The organism is Bacillus sp. FSL M7-1020, assembly GCF_038050415.1.
GTDB classification, from domain to species: domain Bacteria; phylum Bacillota; class Bacilli; order Bacillales; family Bacillaceae_G; genus Bacillus_A; species Bacillus_A toyonensis.
Genome location: NZ_JBBOTW010000001.1, coordinates 4,933,121 through 4,954,006 on the forward strand (window position 1 = coordinate 4,933,121; position 20,886 = coordinate 4,954,006).

Genomic DNA, 20,886 nt, shown 5'->3' on the forward strand with positions numbered 1-20,886 from the left:
TTTCATAATGACATTAAATAAAGCACTTACTATCGCTGGTTCTGATACAAGTGGCGGTGCTGGTATACAAGCAGATTTAAAAACATTCCAAGAACTTGGCGTATATGGAATGACATCTCTTACGACGATCGTAACGATGGATCCACATAACGGTTGGGCACATAACGTATTCCCAATCCCAGCTTCTACATTAAAACCACAATTAGAAACAACAATTGAAGGTGTTGGCGTAGATGCTTTAAAAACGGGTATGCTTGGATCAGTAGAAATTATTGAAATGGTTGCAGAAACAATTGAAAAGCATAATTTCAAAAACGTAGTAGTTGATCCTGTTATGGTATGTAAAGGCGCAGATGAAGCATTACATCCTGAAACGAATGATTGCTTACGTGACGTTTTAGTTCCAAAAGCATTAGTTGTAACACCAAACTTATTTGAGGCTTACCAATTAAGCGGCGTGAAAATTAATTCTCTTGAGGACATGAAAGAAGCAGCGAAGAAAATCCACGCTTTAGGTGCTAAATACGTCCTAATTAAAGGCGGTAGTAAACTAGGTACAGAAACTGCAATCGACGTCCTATATGACGGAGAAACATTCGATCTTCTAGAATCAGAAAAAATTGATACTACCAACACACACGGCGCTGGTTGTACATATTCTGCTGCAATTACAGCAGAACTTGCAAAAGGAAAATCTGTGAAAGAAGCAGTAAAAACTGCTAAAGAATTTATCACAGCTGCTATTCGTTACTCATTCAAGATTAACGAATACGTAGGACCAACTCATCATGGTGCATATCGTAAATTCGTTGCACCGAAAGAGCTTGTCTAGCGTATAAATAAAAACACCCGCAGAGCTAATACGTTCCCTCTGTGGGTGTTTTTTTAATAAACTTTACATCTTCTGGTCATCTTACCTTTAAGATGCAGAATTGACCTGATTTCTACCATTTCTTTTTGAGTAATATAACGCGTCATCAGCCGCTTGAATAAGCTGTTCCTGTGATCCTTTATACTCTGAAATCCCTACCGACACTGTGATTTTTATTTTCGTTCCATCTAACAATTGAAATGAATGTTTTTCAACAGCTATACGGATTTGTTCCCCAAGATGAATACCATAAGATAGTCCCCTCTGCGGTATCAAAAGTGCAAATTCCTCTCCACCCTTTCGAAAAACCAAATCCGGAAATGTTGAAATTCCTCTTAAAATACACCCTATTTGTTTTAACACTTCGTCTCCTGCAGGATGCCCATACGTATCATTTACATACTTAAAGTGATCAATATCTATAAGTAGTAAACAAAGTGAATCATTTTCCATATGTTTATTACCAATATGATGATTCATCTCTAGATCAAACTGCCTTACGTTTCCTAAACCTGTCAATGCGTCTATCGTTGCGTATTGCTTCATCGTTTGAAATAGCTCATTGGATTGTAAAACATAGTTTGCACTTACGAATGTTATGTAGCCTGTAGTAATACTTGAAATTAAATACAGTACAACTACAGATATATCGTTAAATAATATATACATCGGTACTACTAAAATAGAAAGGCAGTATACGTGTAACCATATCAACTTTAACATAATGGAAATTTGCATTCTTGCAATAAAGATAACACCAATTCCACTTAATACAATTGTATAGCAAGCCAATTCAGAGGCTAAAGAGTACTCAGTAAAAACTATCCTTGTAATTAAAATCATAATAACTGTTATACTACTAGCTATCGGGCCTCCAACTATAATTGCTAAAATAACAGCTAGATAGCGTAGATCCAACATAATATCTTCAATATGTACACCAAAATGCATTAGTAATATACCTAATATTCCAGTAAAAATACCTACTACACATTTCTGCCAGAAAGAGAATCCTTCTTTTAATGGACTATCTCTTAAAAGCTGACCTCCAATAAAGATAAAGGAAAGAATGATTGTTGTGTTTACAAATAAATCCCTTAACATAAAATAATCTCCCTACTTTTTCGTCTATCCCTTTCCTTACTTTATTGTATACGAACTCCCTATAATTCCCAAAGCTTTTTATTTATTTTTGCTGTTCCACGTGAAACAGCAAAAAATAAAAAAGGACGAAGATTCGTCCCTTTTTTATTAACAACAACGTGATATCTTGCCGCCTTTCGCATTAAATCTAGCTTCTTGCGCCTCAGCGAAAAATTGCTTCTGACATACAATCTCTTCTTCTGGATGATGCTTTTTCATATGCTCCACATATGCTTCATAACTTGGTACCCCTACAAGTAAACTAATAAACTGTTTCCTTTTACCCCATACTTGCCGTAGTTTTTTAAGCATAATTCCTCGACTCACTTTCATCCCTAGGAATATATGGTGCCTCTTTTAACGGCATCGGCTTATTTCTTAATACTTGAATCCAAATTCGAATTGCAGAAATTAATACGGCGATTACAACTATCATAAAAATCCCACAAAGTGCAGCATCGATATAATCATTGAAAATAATTTGTTTCATTTGAGCGACATTTTTAGCTGGAGCTAACACTTTCCCCTCATCTAATGCTCCCTGAAACACCTTTGCATGAGATAGAAATCCTATTTTTGGATTTTCATGAAATAGCTTTTGATAACCAGCTGTCATTGTTACAATTAACAATCCGACAGTCGGGATAAGTGTCACCCAAACATACACCTTTTTCCCCATTTTGAATAAAATTGTCGTCCCAAGTAATAATGCAATACCCGCTAACATTTGGTTTGCAATACCGAACAATGGCCATAATGTATTAATTCCACCAAGTGGATCTATTACTCCTTGGTATAAGAAATATCCCCAACCTAATACACATAACGTTGTAGCTATTACATTCGCTAATGTAGAATCTGTTTTCGCAAACGGCTTATATACATGTCCTAAAATATCTTGAATCATAAAGCGACCGACACGCGTTCCTGCATCAATCGTTGTTAAAATAAATAGTGCTTCAAAAAGAATGGCAAAATGATACCAAAATGCCATCATTGCGGTCCCACCTATTACTTGTGAGAAAATATATGCCATACCTATCGCTAACGTTGGTGCGCCACCTGTACGTGATAAAATCGTTTGTTCTCCAACGTTTACAGCAAGATCTTTTAATTCATTTGGTGTAATAGCAAATCCCCATGAAGAAATAACTTGGGCCGCCTGAGATACATCCGTACCGATAAGTGCTGCCGGACTGTTAATTGCAAAATAAGTTCCTGGTGTTAATACACAAGCCGCAATCATAGCCATCGCTGCTACAAACGACTCCATCAACATTGCTCCATAACCGATTGGCTGTGCATGCCCCTCTTGCTCAATCATTTTTGGCGTCGTACCAGATGAAACAAGCGCATGGAATCCAGACACCGCCCCACAGGCAATCGTAATAAATAAGAACGGGAATAAGTTACCTGAGAAAACAGGGCCTGTTCCATCGATAAATTTTGAAACTGCTGGCATTTGTAAATCTGGTGCTACAATTAAAATACCGATTGCCAATCCAACAATTGTCCCTACTTTTAAAAATGTACTTAAATAATCACGCGGTGCCAAAAGCATCCAAACTGGTAATGCCGATGCAATAAATCCATATACGATAAGCATAATAGCAATTGTTTCACCACTAAACGTAAACATACTTGCAAGCGTTGGGTTTTCAGCTACATACTGACCTCCAATAAGAGATAGAATAAGTAGAATAATACCAATTACCGATCCTTCACCAACCCGGCCAGGTCTAATGTAGCGCATGTATACTCCCATTAAAATAGCGATAGGAATCGTTGCCGCTATCGTAAACATTCCCCAAGGGCTTCCGATAAGTGCCTTTACTACAACTAATGCTAATACTGCTAATAAAATAATCATAATGCCTAAAATACCTATCATGGCAATGAGCCCAGTCACAGGGCCTATCTCATCTTTAATCATTTCACCTAACGATTTACCATTACGTCTCATCGAAGCAAATAAAATTACAAAATCTTGTACAGCTCCAGCGACCACTACCCCGACAATAATCCAAATTGTCCCTGGTAAATATCCCATCTGTGCTGCCAAAATAGGTCCTACTAAAGGCCCTGCCCCAGCAATTGCTGCAAAGTGATGCCCGAATAATACCCACTTATTTGTCGGCACATAATCTTTTCCATCATTCAATGTATGGGCTGGCGTTTGCCGATTATTATCTAAATCAAAAACCTTTCTCGCTATAAATCTACTATAAAATCGATAAGCAACTGCATACACACATACTGCAGCTACTAAGAGCCACACAGCATTAATAGTTTCACCTTGTGATAAAGCTATTACACCAAAAGCACCTGCTCCTACTGCCGTAATAACCCCCCAAAGTAAAATCGACTTCAACGTCTTCACATACAATCCCCCCAATACTACTTCTTAGTGGAGATTGTACTAAATTTTCTGAATATTTAAGTTGAATCCTCCTTATCATGAAGGATTTTTAGTTTATCATGTTAAAATACTCTCATTACCTACTATAATTCAATTTTATTTCGAAGGCGCTTTACATAATTACGGCTGACTGGAATCGGTTGCTCATCATACCTGTCTAAATATAAATTATACGTGCCGTTATAATATGGTTTCAGTTCTTGTACATATGACATATTAATTAAATAGCTTTTATGCACACGTAAAAAATCATATACATTTAGTTTATTTTCCAATTCCTGAAGTGTATATGTTGAAATATACTGATTATTTGTTGTATAAATTGAAACCGTCTTATTCTCCTTATTTTTACTCACATATACAATATCTTCTGGGAAAACATATCTAATTCCCTCTTGACCTTCTATCGGTAGTTTTCGCAAATAACTCTTTGCTCTCTCTCCTTGCTCTTTACCCATTCTATATAAAAGAAATTGTAAATCTTCTTCACGAAATGGTCGTAATAAATAATAAAATGCTTGAAAACGAAATGCTGTAATGGATTCTTCTATATCCTCACCCATAAAAATAAATTTCGTATAGCAATTTACTTCTCGTAATAAACTCGCATATTCAAAACCAGTACCATCTATTAATTGCGAACTTAAAAAAACAAAATCTGGTGTATGTTTTTTCATTATTAACAAAGATTCTGTTCCTGTATTCGCTTCAAAACATTCTATATTTCGAATATTCTCAGTAAAGTTCTCAACTAATTTCCTTCGCTCTTCTGCCTCTTCCATGATAAGTAAAATTTTCATTTATCCAACCACCTAATTCCTTTGTCCGTATGTCCTGTTGTATACATTCTCTTTAATAAGAAACAATCCCTTTTTCTTACTATACCATTATTTATCTAAAAAAACAGAAAAAAGGAAACCACCTCGGTCCCCCCTTTCCTTTTACGCTAATTCTCGTTGCTTCGTTTCTTGCCCAAGTATAACTACAGCAAATGCTCCAATTAAAATTGATCCACAGAAGATCGTAAATATTAGCGAAAGTGAAGCTTGTGCAGCAACTAAATAGCCTACTAATAACGGGCCAATAATACCACCAATACGGCCAAATGCGGCCGCCATTCCTGCACCTGTACCACGAATAGCTGTCGGATACTGTTCAGGTGTATAAGCGTATAATGCCCCCCAGGCACCTAAATTAAAGAAGGATAGTAACATGCCTGCCACGATTAAAACTGTTAATGAATCTGCAACTCCAAACAAGTAGGCACTGCACGCTGTACCGATTAAATACGTAACTAAAACAAACTTTCGCCCAAGACGTTCAATAAACCAAGCGGCTGTGAAATACCCTGGAAGTTGAGCTAATGTCATAATAAGTACGTACTGGAAACTTTTTATTAAACTAAATCCTTTTAATACCATTACACTAGGTAACCAAAGGAACATTCCATAATAGGAAAAGACAACACAAAACCATAAAATCCATAACATAATTGTAGCTTTACGATATTCTCCAGACCAAACTGACTTTATATTTTCGATAACAGACGGTCTTTTCTCGACCTTTTCAAATCTCGGAGAATCTGGTAAATTCCATCTTAAATATAAAGCATATAGTGCCGGAACCGCACTCAACACCATCGCAACTTCCCAACCATATTTCGGAATAACGAAATATGAGATAAGAGCCGCAATTAGCCAGCCACCTGCCCAAAAACTTTCTAATAGCACAACTATTTTACCTCGTTCATGTGCTTCAACACTCTCTGATACTAGTGTAGAGGCAACCGGAAGCTCACCGCCAAGCCCCATACCAATTAAAAATCTTAAAACGAGGAACATCGCGAGTGTCGTCGTTAAAGCAGTTAAACCACTACCGATAGAAAATAGTAATAATGTAATAATAAAGACTGATTTTCGGCCTATTTTATCCGATAGTATCCCAAAAAGGAGCGCTCCTACTGCCATACCAATTGAATTAATACTACCTATCCATCCCATTTCTTGCGTACTTAATCCCCAATCTTTTTGGAGTGCCACCATTACAAATGAAAGCATTCCAACATCCATTGCATCAAATAGCCATCCAAGCCCCGCTATGCCAAGTAGCTTTCGCTTCGAAATTTCTTTTACCTTGCCCACAAGAAGTCCTCCTCACACAGGTGTCTTTACACATCATTTTACATGTGTGAATTACATAAGTAAAATACTTTCGTGTAAAAAATTCTCCTTCATCATTCCCAAAATTTAAAATATTTATCAAAAATCAACAAAAAAAAGTAGCGAGATTTCGCTACTTTTTTGAACGCATTACTTCTTTTAAAAATTCCGCTAATACTAACTGACGACGCCAGCGTGTTGGATTACTACATAACCTGTAAAACCACTCTAAATGAATCGCTTGAATCCACTTTGGTGCGCGTTTTACCTCTCCCGCCCATACGTCTAAACTTCCACCTACTCCAACAGCCATTTTCGTTTCTAAACGATGCTTATTGTTTTGGATAAAGTTCTCTTGTCTTGGGAAACCAAGTGCAACAAGTAGTAGATCTGGTTTTGCTTCTTGAATACGAGAAACGATATTCTCTTCTTCTTCTTGCTTAAAATACCCATCTTGCGTACCAACAATAGATACAGCTGAATATGTCTTCTTTAAATGATCCGCTGCAGCTTGTACAACATGTGGTTTTGCTCCTAATAAGAAAACGGATACTGGTTTATTCTCTTCTGATAACTTCGCAAACAAATTACACATTAAATCAAAACCTGCTACACGCTCTTTTACAGGTGTACCAAGCATACCACTTGCTTTTACAACCCCAATACCATCAGGTGTAATTAAATCTGTATTTAATAATGTTTTATGGAACTTTTCATCCTTTTTTGCACACATAACAATTTCAGGATTCGCTGTTACTACCTGAAAGGTATCATTTTGCTCCGATTCTAGTTGTTCCTTTAAATATTGGACTGTTTCATCCATTGTCATTGTAGAGAAAGGAACGCCTAGAATATCAACTGTTTGTACTGCCATAATTAAATATCCTCTCTATTTCAATAAAAGTTTTTTATATGCACTACGAGTATCTTCATACAAATTCTTTAGCGAGAAATGAGTAGATGCGTAATCATATAAACGATTTCCCATCTCTTCTAATTCCCCATTCAACCACTTTTCATAAGCATTTTCTAATGATTTTGCTAACGAATCTGCATCACCAATCGGTACAATCCATCCATATGTATCATCAACTATTAGCTTTCTCATATCCCCCACATTTGTTGCAATAGATGTTAAGCGTTGATTAGCTGCTTCTAATAAAACAAGAGGGAAACTTTCACTATAAGAAGTTAACAAATTAATGTGTGCAGATGCATATAATTCTTTTGAATCTGTACGAAAACCTAGAAAAACCACCTTATCCTCTAAGTTTTTTTGTTTCACCATCGCTTTTAATTCTGCTTCTATAGGTCCATCACCAAGCAAAAGTATCTTTATATTTTGGATTTTAATTTTTTGTAACGCTTCAAATAAAATACTATGTCCTTTAACAGGATGAAGACGAGCTACTTGGATCGCTGTAAATACTCCTTCATCGATACCAAATTCACTCTTATCATAAGCCTTTGCTGGAATATTATCATACTCAATTCCATTATAAATTGTACAAATTTTCTCTTCTGATACCCCAAGCTTTATTATATTTTCCTTAAAGTTTTCCGTAATTGCAAAAAACAAATCTACCTTCTTGAAAGAACGTAAATTTAATTTCGTAAATACCCATCCTTTTAATCCCCCCTTCATAAAATCTAAGGTTGGATCACTATGAACGGTCATTATCCATTTCGCTTTTATACCTTTTTTCAAGAGGGAGAGGTAGAAATTCGCTCGTGCGCCATGTGTATGCACAATGTCAAATTGATTTTCATTAATAAATGATTTTATTTTTGAAAGAATTGATAGGTCGTACCGAGATGACTGAGTAAAAACATGTACTTGAATACCAAGGTTCCTCGCTTCTCTAGCAATCGCCCCTTCTTCAAATACCATTAATTCCACTTCTTTCTGTGGAAACTGAGATAAGAGTGAAATAATATGTGTTTTCCCCCCACCTTCTTCTGCACCAGCATTAATATGCAACACTTTCATTTCTTACATCCTCCATTTTTATTTTTATTTACTATAACAAAAATAAAAGCTAACATATGCTAGCTTTTATTTTTCTATCATTCAATTTCCAAGTCAACTATTAAATATGCCATGAGTAATACTAAGTAAAAACTTACTCCAGGTGCCATTAAAATATGTCCAGCGATAAATGAGATACCTAACCCTAACAGGATTGCTGCAATTACCATTGCGTACCTCACTGTAAATATTTGTTTAAACTTAGTAAATACACATGCGATGAATTTAATACCAAAGTATACGAACGGAACTACCAGTAAAATAAATCCTATAATTCCGAATGAATAGAACCAATCATGAAAATCACGTTCAATTAATTTCGGATCTGCTTTATAGTTACCAGCATACCCCATACCTAATAATTTTTGAGACATTGGGGCTTCCTTATAAAAATCTTTATACATTTGCTCGAATATTTGACGCCCACTAAAAATAATAGCTTGAGTTTCTTCCTTTTTCTCAGCTACTTTTTCTTTCTCTTTTTCTTTCTCTCTTTCTTTTTCTTGTTCCTTTTCTTTCTCTGTCACTGGAGGTTTATGCTCTTTCGCTTCCTCTTTCTTTCTCTCTTCATTTTTCGCACTCTGTTGCTGTTCAATAAATTGGAAATGGAATCCCATATTTTTCATGAATGGCGAAAAAGGTGTATATGCCATTATGCCTACAAAAACAGTCATTGCAATAAAACCATTTAATAAATAGACATTTTTCTTTCCATCTTTACGCTGTGTAAATGCCTGGATAAAGCACATAACAACTGCAATAGCCATTGCCACAAAGATGGCTCCTACACCAACTTTCGTTCCAATTGCAAATAGTGAATAGACAACTAAAACTGAAGGAATCCAATAATATACTTTACCTATACTTTTTGTTTTTTCAATTGAATACAAAATAACAATTGGGCACATGATGGCTAAAATAGATCCTAGCTCGTTACCTGCATAAAACCAACCACGAGACCCTAATTTCAACCACGTATAACTATTGTAATCTGTTCCCGTTGCAATCGAAACTACCATTACTATTCCTATGATTAACGATGCATACGTAATATATTCAAGCATTTTTGAATGTCTTTTTTCTTTTAAAGATTTAAAAACAAACACATAACAAGTAAGCATAACAAACGGATATAAAGCTTTTGCTATAAACTTAACTTCTTCTGTAAACACCATAGGGTTCTTTGTAAATTTATTATTTATTAACCCAATAGTGAAAACAATTCCAACTAGAATTATATACGATATATATTTTATACTCTCTCTCTTCTTTGTTTGAATTAAAATATATATTCCACCTAGAAGCATAACGAATAAACGTGTAATAACTCCAATAGTCGTATCAATTTTTAAAACCATTATACAAAATGCTGTAAGCAAATCTAAAATGGGTTGCAACAAAATAAAGATTAATAGAAAATTTTCAAATTTATTACTTGTACTATTTTCCCTTAACATCTAGAACCTCCATAACTTATACCTAAATTCACTCTATACAATTATTATTATTTTTCTCATCTCAAATATGTATTATAACATATATTTTTTAATTAAACGTCTCACATTTCTATCCAACCTTACCTCATAAAAAAAGTAAATTTGCATTTTCAAACGCTTTCCTTCCTTATTTTTTCTTTTTTTCTACATGTAACGAAAATGCATTGTTATTTACATAACTTTAGTGTATATTTTTTCTCTGGAACATCTTTAGGAGGAAGGGATTACAGCCATGTTATTAATCGACATATTTACGTTTCTTGGCATTATCGCCGCTGCTATTTCTGGTACATTAGTTGGTTTAAAAAAAGATTTAGATTTATTCGGTGTCCTTTGTTTAGCTGTAGCTACTGCGCTCGGCGGCGGTATTATTCGTGATATTATGATCGGTAACCTGCCTCCTGTCGCATTTGTAAAACCTATTTACTTTTTCGTAAGCGTATTATCAGCACTATTTACTTGTATGTTTTTTGAGCGTATCAATAAACTTCAAGTCGTTATTATGCTTTCTGATGCTGTTGGCTTAGGTGTTTTTACAGCCATTGGTGCAAATGCGGCAATGTCACATCATGTTGATGCCTCATTTTTAGTTGTTTCAATGGGAGTCATTACGGGGATTGGAGGCGGTATTTTGCGTGATATATGCGCCCAAGATATCCCTTACGTATTCCGAAAAGAAATTTACGCAATCGCTTCTATATTAGGAGCAATTAGCTTCTTAATCACACATGCAATGGGGGCGCACGTATTAGCTTTCTATGTTTGTTTATTAGTAACATTCATTATTCGTGTCGTCACTGTAATATATAATGTACATTTCCCTGTTTTCTTTAAAACACATGCTAAAATTAATAAAGGTCATTAAGAGAATTCTACATAGAATTCTCTTAATTTATATACTATTCTATACACATATATAGAGTAATTGAATATAAAAATATATAATTATATTAGAAACAAAAATGAAAACGCTTCACAAACAGGGGGAAGAACGATGCTTGGGGTTTTTAAAAAACATACTCATAAAACAAACACCAGTATAATTGAATTAAGTAAGGAACAACAAATAACCTTTAACGTACCTGCTAATTCCGAATTAAGGATTCAAATGGATATGCTACATATTTCAAAGGAAGATTTACAAATTGTAAAAGTACTACAGCCCTTTATTTATGAGGAAATAGATTGGATTACAGAAAAATTCTATGCCAATATTACAAAACAACCTAATTTAATTACTATTATTGAACGTTACAGCTCTATTCCAAAGCTAAAACAAACTTTAAAAACACATATTAAAGAATTATTCAGTGGAGATATGCACGAAGATTTTATTGAACAACGTGTCAGAATTGCCAAAAGACATGTTCAAATTGGCTTACATAGAAAATGGTATACGGCTGCCTATCAAGAATTATTCCGTTCCATCATAAAGATTTTACAAACAAAGATTACAATAATCGATGATTTTTCATATTCTATAAATGTAATAAACAAATTATTCACACTTGAACAAGAGCTTGTTCTTGCAGCTTATGAATCTGAGTATGAACAAATTCAAAAAGAACATGAAAAAGAAAAAGAAATAACGGCTATGACAATTACACATATTGCAAATGAACTAGCAGCTGTATCTGAAAAAACAAGCTCTTCTATTCAAAAGTTAACTGCTAAATCCGAAACTATTGTAGAGATTGCCAAAACCGGTACATCATTAGCAACCACATCAGAAGAAAAAGCTAATAAAGGTAAAGAACAATTAAATCAGCAAAACAAACGAATGGGATACATTCAAACAAATATGGAAACTATCATTACAGATACTCATGAACTTCTCAATATTTCTAACAAAATTAACGAAATCATAGATATCGTTAAATCAATTGCAGAGCAAACAAATTTACTAGCACTAAACGCTGCTATTGAATCTGCACGTGCTGGAGAGTTTGGCAAAGGTTTTTCTGTTGTAGCTGGAGAAATCCGAAAATTATCAGAGCAAACGAAAGAATCTATCTCCAACGTTACAAAACTCGTTGAAAAAACAAATGAACAGATTATTCATGTTTCTTCTTCTGTAAAACAGATTAGTTCTCTCGTATCTGAAGGAACTGATAGTATGTACGCGACAGATCAATACTTCCATGAAATCGTAAAAGATATGTCTAATTCGAAAGAACAGAATAAAAAAATTGAAAATGAATTAGAAGCTATTTCGCAAGTAATGAAGGGCATTCAAGACGATTCTTCAAAAATGGCTCTAACAGCTGATAGTCTACAACTAGAACTAAACCGATAAGGCGAAGCTTATATTAATAACGATTTTTCATCATCTAACAATAAAAAAAGAATCCATTTTGGATTCTTTTTATTTTCTAAAAAATATTTTTTGACAATACACATAACTCATATAGACACCAAAGCTTTGTAAAATAAACAATGCTGGCATAATAATATTATAGTATGCCATATCTACTTGAAAGATTTTTAGCAATACATATCCGCTAATCAACAATAAGAACAACATGTATCCTTCATTCTTTTGTTTCTTAATAAGAAAATGTAATAAAGCTATAGCCATGAATAATGTTATTGCTATATATATCAGCTTTTCACATTTGAATAGGATAGAATTTATCCCCTCATCTGAAAACTGATTCATTACTGGTTTTAGCAGTTTAAATCTTTCACTCTCAATCTCTTTTAACTTTTGATCAATATGTTCTATTACAGTTTGATTTCCCGGTATTTTTTCCTCTTTTTGATTTTTACCGATTAAAACCGATTGAACATACGTCTCATTCGAAATCGTATATTGTGACATTCCCATCGTCTTAATTCCGTAACTCACGCCAAAATGAACACTATAAAATAGAATAAGCATCCCTATCATCTTTAATAGTATTTTTTGTTTCGTTGCGGATTGAAACAATTCAATTAACAACACATATACCGCAATAAAAATAGGAAGAAATAACCCCATTGGGAACAGCATATTGCTAAATGCAAATAAAATCGCTGAAAGCACCCACATATAAGGATGATCTAATCCTTTATATAAAAGTATGTAACAAGCAAAATAAAATAAGCATATTGCGAGCGATTCAGGCGCTAATAAGGAACTCATAAATATATTTGGAATATATAAAGCGTAAAATACGGACGCAACGCGACCACATTCTTCCCCAAAAACCATAGCGGCAATACGATAAATTAAAAACGCAGTTCCTGTACAGAACAAAATATTAAATAACTGTAAAACAAATGCCGTATCACCAAATATACGAATAACTATCGATTCATAAATGATAAAGGGTAACTGTGTTATATTCTCTATATTATTGCCAATTGCAATCTGCTTTGCAGACTCATACATCGCTTTCATATCACCGATGATCGGAACATCTACAAATAAAACCATACTAACTCTCACAACTATAGATACGCTCATAAGAAAAATAAAAAATTGTTTATCTGTAAAACGATATTGTAAAATTGATGCCACTAACAATATGAGGATGACGAAAATTGCCAATACGATTGTTACACTCGTTGTACTTCCTCCAAAAAATTGCTTACTTGTTTCAAACGCTGACCAACAACTATAAACAAAAAATGCGAGCATCGCACCAATCATTATTTTACTGAAAAAAGACGAAAAATTTGTTTGTATATGATTCATATGTCCATTGCACCTCTATCTCCATTCATAACAAAACGATTCTATCATGAATAGGTACACGGCTGATAGGGAATTTCTATGACAAATATATAGTCATTACTTTTTCACTTGCAATGTAAGCGAATCCTCTTTTACACTACACTTTAGACAAAATAAATTTTCTTTCAGTTACATGAATATACTTTCAAAAGTATTATTACTCCTCTACTCATACATTTTACTTGTTTAAATACCCGGTAAAATCAAATAGGAACTAACCTTCCTTTTATGTCATAAAGAACATGTCACTCTGATTGAAAATGTACACTAGGGGCTGAATATATGGAAAAGAAATTTATGAGAGAATCAAAAGCAATTAAAACAACACGTGTTTTTCCAAATGATTTAAACAACCATCAAACATTATTTGGTGGCAAATTATTGGCTGAAATTGATAGTATTGCTTCTATTGCAGCAGCAAGGCATAGTCGCAAGCATTGTGTGACAGCATCCATTGATTCTGTTGATTTTTTAACACCTATTCATCAAGCTGACTCTGTTTGTTATGAGGCATTTGTTTGCTATACTGGTAAATCATCTATGGAAGTCTTCGTAAAAATAATTGCAGAAAATTTATTAGAGGGAGAACGCCGTATCGCCGCTACTTGCTTTATTACATTCGTAGCATTACAAGATGGCAAACCTTCTTCTGTACCTCAAGTATTACCAGAAACTGAGGAAGAACATTGGTTGCATAAAACTGGTTCCGAACGTGCTGAGACCCGAAAAAAAGGACGTTTAAAAAGCAAAGAAATGGCTGAGGTATTAACTTTAAATAAGCCTTGGAGTGTATAAAATTTCAATATCGAAAATACCTTCTGAGCGGATAACTAACTTGTATTCGCTCATTTCTTTATAAACAGTTCAAGTCTCTCATACAATCTCTACGTCTTTTCACAAATACTATGTAATATTTTTATACATATCTTGGCTAGGCTATTTCAATATTAACTTTTTCTAGTGTATAAAGTTCTATTTATAACTCGCTTCTAATCGAGGAATAGTTGCTTTACAAAGTTTATGTAAGGTACACTTATACGGGCGGTCAGCAAACTAATTTAAAAATTTGCAAGTTGTGTAGAAAACGCCTTGTTTTTTACTATATCAAAATACAATAAAGAACGATCATTATTCTTTACCAACTAAAAACAATTTCATTTTAGTTGAAGTAATTATCCCTACTTAAAAACTTTAATATAAAACGCATTTTAATTAAATTGTATTACTTTAATGGAAAGGTGAAACTATGCAAAAGTCTATTGTTTCAAATATTTTTTATAAAATACTACTCAATACGTTTAACATTATACTTCCAATCTTAGTTGGTCCATACGCATACCGCATGCTAGGAGCCAATTCGATGGGAACCGTTAACTTTGCTGAAACTATTTTTAATTACTTTTTCATATTCGCGGTTTTTGGTGTATATCAATATGGCTTACGTGAAGTTAGCTTAATTAAAAATGATAAAAAGAAAGTTTCTCAATTATTCACAAGTCTCTATGTAATTAATGTTACAACTAGCCTTTTAGCTTTATGTGCTTTTTTAACCTTTAGTTATATTGGATATGGAAATGAAAGCTTATTTCCTGTTCTTCTTATTTTTGGCTTCAATTTTATTTCCAATCTATTTTATGTGGAATGGTTCAATGAAGCGTATGAAAATTATGACTTCATCACTAAAAAAACAGTTATTGTTCGACTAATTTATGTTGTACTGCTTTTCTGCCTAGTTCATGGAGTGGATGATTATAAAACATTCGCAGGTTTATTAGCACTATCAACATTTTTAAATCATTCTATTAGCTTTGTATATGTGAAACGCCAAGTAAAGTTTGATTTTTCTAACTTAACCATTATCCCGCATTTAAAACCGTTGCTATTAGTCGTCATTTTTTCAAATGCTAATATTTTATATACACAATTAGATCGTCTTGTGTTAGGTGAATACGCCGGAAAAGCAGAGGTCGCTTACTACGTTATGGCTTTTCAAATTATGACCATTATTAATACACTTATGTTAAGCGTTGTACAAGTAACGATTCCACGGCTTTCTTACTTATCAGGAAATGCATCTGAAAGTGAGTATGAATCTTTGTTAAACAAAATTTCAAAGGTGTATTTTATTACCCTATTTCCCGCCGCAATTGGTTTAATGCTCATTGCTCACGGAGCTGTTGTCATTTATGGTGGATCAGAATTTGCTGGGGCTGGTAATACATTAATTGTGTTCGCTTTCTATATGATTACAGTTGGTATTGAATCTATTTTATCGAATCAAATTATTTATGTTAAAAAGAAGGAAGGTATTTTAGTACGCTTCTTATTCATTTGCGGGTTTATTAACCTAGCATCTAATATTGCACTAATATTCTTCCATGTGCTTACACCAGCGACAGCAATTTTCACAACTACAATTGCTAACAGTTTATTAATTGTACTTGAATATATTTATGTTAAAAAGAAATTAAAAGTGAATTATACATTATTTGATATGCAAAAACTTAAATATCTATTTTATTCACTAACATTTGTACCAATAGCATTCGTTATTCGTATGTTCGTATCTGGGCAAATACTACAAGTTCTCCTAGTCATGGTAGCATGCGGATTAACATATGCTCTTATCCTTTTCTTAACAAAGGATGAAATTCTCTTTACTCTAATAGAAAAAATACAAGCACGATTTAAAAAAGCTTAAACGTAATTCTTAAAGGAGCTGTTAAAATTGAAATTCTCTTTAATCATGGCTACTTGTGGCAGACGTGATGATATTCTTGACTTACTAAAATCACTTGAAAAACAAACTTACCAAAACTTTGAACTCATCGTAGTAGATCAAAATGATACTCCAATCTCGGATCTCTTTGATGAATATAAAGAAAAATTTTCTATTAACTACATTTATACACCTATTAAAGGGTTATCTAGAGCTCGAAATACTGGATTAAAAGTAGCGGATGGCGATATCATCGCTTTTCCAGATGACGATTGTATTTATGAAACAAATGTTTTAGAAAGTATATTAGAAACTTTCAACTCTAATAACGATGTTCAGTTTATATCAACAAACACTACTAATGTTGAAGGAACTGGTTCTTTAATACTTGCACCTAATACAGACATTATTCTTAATAACAAATATGGATTTTTAGGTCCCTCTTTTACACTATTCTTTACAAAACAATTTGTACAAGATGTAGGTACATTCGACGAGGATTTAGGTGTTGGCTCTGGAACGATTTATGGAGCTGGTGAAGAAACCGACTTTGTTCTACGCGGTATGAAAAAAGACCACACTGGTTTATTTAGAAAAGATCTGTTCGTATACCATCCTGTAAAAGAAGAAGTTATAAATGAACAATCATTAAAACGTGCCATTTCTTATGCTGGCGGTTTTGGCAGAGTGATTCGCTTACATTATGGATTCCCTTATTTCTTACGTGCTGTTGCTGCTGCCACATTCCGTATGACACAAAATATTTCTAATGATAAACGTAAATTCCATGCAAATCGTTTACGCGGGATTATTCGTGGATATTTAAAATAAACTCATATGAAAAAGGTGTAACCATTTCTATGAAATGGTTACACCTTTTATTTCTTTTGCATAGATAAGATTGTTTCCTCTAATCCTTCGCGATAAGATGTTTTAGGTACTTTCCCAATGAGCATTTCATATTTTTCTCCACTTAATACAACCGGTTTTTCTGTCAAATAGAGCATTTCTACATATTCTTTCATCTGCTTATCAAATAAACCCATTAACTTTATTATTCCTCTTTTTACGGTCATAACTTGTTTTGTATATCCCGTCAATTCACGTATATATTGCATCATCTCTTCTCCGGTAATGACACCGCAACCTGGTATGTTCCACTGTTGTCCATAAGCCTCCTCACATAACGCTAATTCAACCATCGCTTTTGCACCATCTGGCGTAAAAATATACTCGCGTGCAATTCTCTTATCTCCAACAAAGCTAGACACTTTATTTGCAAGTACGCCATGTAAAGTATGATGAACAAGTGTGCTTTCCGCATTTGGACCGTAAAAATCAGGAAAATGAGCAATAAACATTTTGACGCTACTCTGCTTTGCCATCGCTTCAAGTTGTAATCGTATTTTCCCCTTCTTCGTATGAGGATTCTTTTCAGCATCTTCTTTAACCAGCCTTTGATTTTGCCTTCCATATGCATAAATATTATCAACGATCCCTAACTTACTATCACTCTCTTTTGCTACTTCCAATATGTTTCTTAATAGTTTATTTTGCTTCTTTTCCCAATCTGAATATGGGATATTTACAGCATGGAATATAACATCTACACCTTTCGCAGCATCTATTATATCCTCTTTTACAAATACATCTCCTGCTACTGTTTGTATATGTTCCTCTCCTTGAAATAAATTCTCCAACTTCTCCTTATTTCTTGCAAAGGCAACTACATCAATCCCTCTATTACATAACTCCTTTGTAATCGCATAACCCATTGCTCCTGATGCTCCCAGTACTAACGCTTTTCTCATCATAAGTTCCCCCTCCAATTAATTAACCACTGTTCAATTAATAACAAAAAGAAAATCACCTACATTAGAAGCGATTTTGAAATAAACTCTACATGCACTTGAGCAAGCCCCTTTAATTCTTCAAATGTTTGCCCACTTCCGCAATAATGTGCGACAAACCCATGTAATGATAAAAAGACAGACCATATCGTCATTGTATCTATTTTTTTATTACATAAAGAAAAAACAACCTTTGCAAATTTTTCATAACTAACATTTGGGCCGTCTGCCAAACATTCCTTTAACTCATCGTTTTTAATTAAAAACATCATTTCATAATGACTTTGATTTTTCAAACCAAACTCTATAAAACCAAATAAAACTGCTTTTAACTGCTCTTCTCGAGATAAGTTTCTTTTACTAATTTCATCTAACTTTTCATTTAACAATTGAAAGTCTTGTTCTACCATCGCATAAAAAAGTTCAGCTTTATTTTTAAAATGGTAATAAATTGAACCATGGCTATACCCTAGTTCCGTCGCAATTTTACGCATTGAAGTGTGCTGATATCCTTGTTGTACAAATAAATTTCTTGCTACGTTCATAATCATTTCTCTTGTTAACTCTTGTTTGACTGCTCTTCTTGGCGACATTTTTTATACCTCACGATTTAATTAACCACTGTTCAATTATATTATATATTTTTTCCAAAATAATGCAACTCCTTATTTGAAAAAATATACATTTTTGAAATGATAGCATTATATCGAAGAATTTAGTATCATGATTCAAGACACTATTTAGAATTGAACGGAGGACATTATGAGCTTATTAACTGTTGAAAAATTAGGCCATACATTTGGTGATCGTACATTATTTAAAGATGTATCCATGCGCTTACTCGCAGGAGAACACGTTGGATTAGTTGGAGCAAACGGTGTTGGTAAATCAACATTTATGAATATAATTACTGGTCAACTTATCCATGATGAAGGCCGAGTTGAATGGACACCTGGTACAAATTATGGTTACTTAGACCAACATACAATTTTAACACCTGGCCGCACAATTCGTGACATATTAGCAGATGCGTTTTTACCTTTATTTGAACAAGAAAAAGCTTTAAATGAAGTTACAGAAAAAATGGGAACTGCTACACCTGAAGAATTAGAAGAGCTTCTTGAGCAAATGGCAGAAATACAAGATGCTCTTGAAGCAGGGGGTTTCTATTTATTAGATATGAAAATTGAGGAAGCAGCGCGTGGTCTTGGAATTGACGCAATTGGTTTAGATCGTGATGTTGCCGCATTAAGTGGTGGGCAACGTACAAAAGTGTTACTTGCAAAATTACTACTTGAACAACCAGAAGTATTACTATTAGATGAACCTACCAACTATCTAGACGTTGAACATATTCATTGGTTAACAAATTATTTAAAAGAATATCCACATGCATTCCTATTAATTTCCCATGATACGGAATTTATGAATAAATGTGTCGATATTATTTTCCATCTAGAGTTTACAAAAATGACGCGTTATACAGCGACATATGAAAAATTCCTAGAACTTGCTGAAATTAATAAAAACCAACATATTAATGCTTACGAAAAACAAAAAGAATTTATTAAAAAACAAGAAGATTTTATTGCGAAAAATAAGGCTCGCTACTCAACGACAGGTCGTGCAAAGAGTCGTCAAAAACAACTCGATCGTATGGAACGTATTGATCGTCCTGAAACAGCAATTAAACCTGAATTCTCATTTAAAGAGAGTCGCGCAAGTAGCCGATTCGTCTTTGAAGGAGAAAATGTAGAGATTGGATATACACATCCGTTATTACCAAAATTAACGATGACAATCGAACGTGGTGAAAAAATTGCAATCGTTGGATGTAATGGGGTCGGTAAGTCAACACTATTAAAGACAATTTTAGGTAAGATCAAACCATTAAGCGGAAAAACAAGTCTTGGTGACTTCTTAAATCCATCATACTTCGAACAAGAAGTAAAAGCTGATAATATAACACCAATTGATGATGTTTGGAATACATTCCCTAGCATGGACCAACACCAAGTACGTGCAATGCTAGCAAAATGCGGTTTGAAAAATGAACATATTTCTCGTCCACTGAACCAATTAAGCGGTGGTGAACAAGCAAAGGTTCGTTTATGTAAGCTAATGGGAGAAGACAGCAACTGGTTACTATTTGACGAGCCGACGAACCACCTTGATGTTACAGCAAAAGAGGAACTAAAAAAGGCGATGAAAGCATATAAAGGAACAATTCTACTTGTATGCCATGAACCGGACTTTTATGAAGATTGGGTAACAAAAGTTTGGAATATAGAAGAATGGGCTCAGCAAAAAGCTTAATTCTTAATAAATATCCCCTTACATAGTATATCATTTATACAAGGGGATATTTATTTTTCTCGATAAGCTGTCCTTCCAAACACATGTAAATTCTTATCCTTCAAATTTTAAAAATAAAAAAGCAATTGCTTCCAAAAGGTTTCATATGCTCCCTTTTGAAACAATT

At 33.9% G+C, this 20,886-nt stretch carries 18 protein-coding genes and 1 pseudogene; 8 read left to right on the plus strand and 11 right to left on the minus strand.

Annotation, left to right across the window (positions count from 1 at the left end; genetic code table 11):
- Positions 1-7 precede the first annotated feature (7 nt).
- On the plus strand, positions 8-832 hold the full coding sequence (pdxK, locus tag MHB70_RS25415) for a pyridoxine/pyridoxal/pyridoxamine kinase (protein WP_000174255.1): 825 nt from the start codon (positions 8-10) through the stop codon (positions 830-832).
- An 87-nt stretch (positions 833-919) separates the two neighbouring features.
- On the opposite strand, the gene MHB70_RS25420 is transcribed toward pdxK, so the two are convergent.
- From MHB70_RS25420 to MHB70_RS25455, 8 genes are all read right to left on the minus strand, one after another.
- Positions 920-1,975, minus strand: coding sequence for a diguanylate cyclase (locus MHB70_RS25420; protein WP_000942910.1), 1,056 nt, complete (start codon positions 1,973-1,975; stop codon positions 920-922).
- A 147-nt stretch (positions 1,976-2,122) separates the two neighbouring features.
- Positions 2,123-2,326 (minus strand): YbdD/YjiX family protein, encoded by a 204-nt coding sequence (locus MHB70_RS25425; RefSeq protein ID WP_000914411.1) that lies wholly within the window; start codon positions 2,324-2,326, stop codon positions 2,123-2,125.
- Positions 2,319-4,394, minus strand: a complete 2,076-nt coding sequence (gene cstA / locus MHB70_RS25430) for a carbon starvation protein CstA (protein WP_000854304.1) — start codon at positions 4,392-4,394, stop codon at positions 2,319-2,321. Before cstA ends, MHB70_RS25425 begins: the two co-directional genes overlap by 8 nt.
- A gap of 122 nt (positions 4,395-4,516) precedes the next feature.
- Positions 4,517-5,233, minus strand: a complete 717-nt coding sequence (locus MHB70_RS25435; protein ID WP_000698261.1) for a LytR/AlgR family response regulator transcription factor — start codon at positions 5,231-5,233, stop codon at positions 4,517-4,519.
- A 141-nt stretch (positions 5,234-5,374) separates the two neighbouring features.
- Entirely contained in the window at positions 5,375-6,574 is a 1,200-nt protein-coding gene (locus tag MHB70_RS25440; RefSeq protein ID WP_000521084.1) for an MFS transporter, read from the minus strand.
- Positions 6,575-6,725: 151 nt separating this feature from the next.
- A complete protein-coding gene (locus tag MHB70_RS25445; RefSeq protein ID WP_000290755.1) occupies positions 6,726-7,466 on the minus strand; it encodes a WecB/TagA/CpsF family glycosyltransferase in 741 nt (246 codons plus the stop codon).
- Positions 7,467-7,481: 15 nt separating this feature from the next.
- Positions 7,482-8,582 carry a glycosyltransferase family 4 protein gene (locus tag MHB70_RS25450; protein WP_000865929.1) on the minus strand — a complete coding sequence of 367 codons (1,101 nt, stop codon included), beginning with the start codon at positions 8,580-8,582 and terminating at the stop codon, positions 7,482-7,484.
- Positions 8,583-8,659: 77 nt separating this feature from the next.
- On the minus strand, positions 8,660-10,078 hold the full coding sequence (locus tag MHB70_RS25455; protein ID WP_000943143.1) for an O-antigen ligase family protein: 1,419 nt from the start codon (positions 10,076-10,078) through the stop codon (positions 8,660-8,662).
- 271 nt (positions 10,079-10,349) lie between these two features.
- Here MHB70_RS25455 and MHB70_RS25460 point away from each other — a divergent pair, with 271 nt between their 5' ends.
- The 3 genes and pseudogenes from MHB70_RS25460 to MHB70_RS31190 all read left to right on the plus strand — a co-directional run bounded on the left by MHB70_RS25460 (position 10,350) and on the right by MHB70_RS31190 (position 12,413).
- Positions 10,350-10,982: a trimeric intracellular cation channel family protein gene (locus tag MHB70_RS25460; RefSeq protein ID WP_000924369.1), complete on the plus strand. Its 633-nt coding sequence runs from the start codon at positions 10,350-10,352 to the stop codon at positions 10,980-10,982.
- Between the two features lie 249 nt (positions 10,983-11,231).
- A pseudogene (locus MHB70_RS31185) lies at positions 11,232-11,609 on the plus strand (protoglobin family protein); the annotation flags it as partial.
- Positions 11,607-12,413 carry a methyl-accepting chemotaxis protein gene (locus MHB70_RS31190; protein WP_370512683.1) on the plus strand — a complete coding sequence of 269 codons (807 nt, stop codon included), beginning with the start codon at positions 11,607-11,609 and terminating at the stop codon, positions 12,411-12,413. The pseudogene MHB70_RS31185 and the gene MHB70_RS31190, both read left to right, overlap by 3 nt.
- Positions 12,414-12,482: 69 nt before the next feature.
- Here MHB70_RS31190 and MHB70_RS25470 read toward each other — a convergent pair whose 3' ends face one another.
- The gene (locus MHB70_RS25470; RefSeq protein WP_061529422.1) at positions 12,483-13,796 is read right to left on the minus strand and encodes an ArnT family glycosyltransferase; all 1,314 of its coding nucleotides are present in this window, start codon (positions 13,794-13,796) and stop codon (positions 12,483-12,485) included.
- Positions 13,797-14,117: 321 nt separating this feature from the next.
- On the opposite strand from MHB70_RS25470, the gene MHB70_RS25475 reads away from it, so the two are divergent.
- From MHB70_RS25475 to MHB70_RS25485, 3 genes are all read left to right on the plus strand, one after another.
- Positions 14,118-14,630, plus strand: a complete 513-nt coding sequence (locus tag MHB70_RS25475; protein WP_000412115.1) for an acyl-CoA thioesterase — start codon at positions 14,118-14,120, stop codon at positions 14,628-14,630.
- 451 nt (positions 14,631-15,081) lie between these two features.
- Complete coding sequence (locus MHB70_RS25480) at positions 15,082-16,536, plus strand: oligosaccharide flippase family protein (RefSeq protein WP_002040054.1); 1,455 nt, start codon at positions 15,082-15,084, stop codon at positions 16,534-16,536.
- Between the two features lie 27 nt (positions 16,537-16,563).
- Positions 16,564-17,385, plus strand: a complete 822-nt coding sequence (locus MHB70_RS25485; RefSeq protein WP_000672689.1) for a glycosyltransferase family 2 protein — start codon at positions 16,564-16,566, stop codon at positions 17,383-17,385.
- A 47-nt stretch (positions 17,386-17,432) separates the two neighbouring features.
- Here MHB70_RS25485 and MHB70_RS25490 read toward each other — a convergent pair whose 3' ends face one another.
- Together MHB70_RS25490 and MHB70_RS25495 are read right to left on the minus strand one after the other, a co-directional pair.
- Positions 17,433-18,368, minus strand: a complete 936-nt coding sequence (locus MHB70_RS25490; protein ID WP_080451789.1) for an SDR family NAD(P)-dependent oxidoreductase — start codon at positions 18,366-18,368, stop codon at positions 17,433-17,435.
- 56 nt (positions 18,369-18,424) lie between these two features.
- Positions 18,425-18,997, minus strand: a complete 573-nt coding sequence (locus MHB70_RS25495; RefSeq protein WP_000075002.1) for a TetR/AcrR family transcriptional regulator — start codon at positions 18,995-18,997, stop codon at positions 18,425-18,427.
- 169 nt (positions 18,998-19,166) lie between these two features.
- Between MHB70_RS25495 and MHB70_RS25500 the strand changes: the two genes are divergently transcribed.
- Positions 19,167-20,720 carry an ABC-F family ATP-binding cassette domain-containing protein gene (locus tag MHB70_RS25500; protein WP_000055387.1) on the plus strand — a complete coding sequence of 518 codons (1,554 nt, stop codon included), beginning with the start codon at positions 19,167-19,169 and terminating at the stop codon, positions 20,718-20,720.
- Positions 20,721-20,886: the final 166 nt, after the last annotated feature.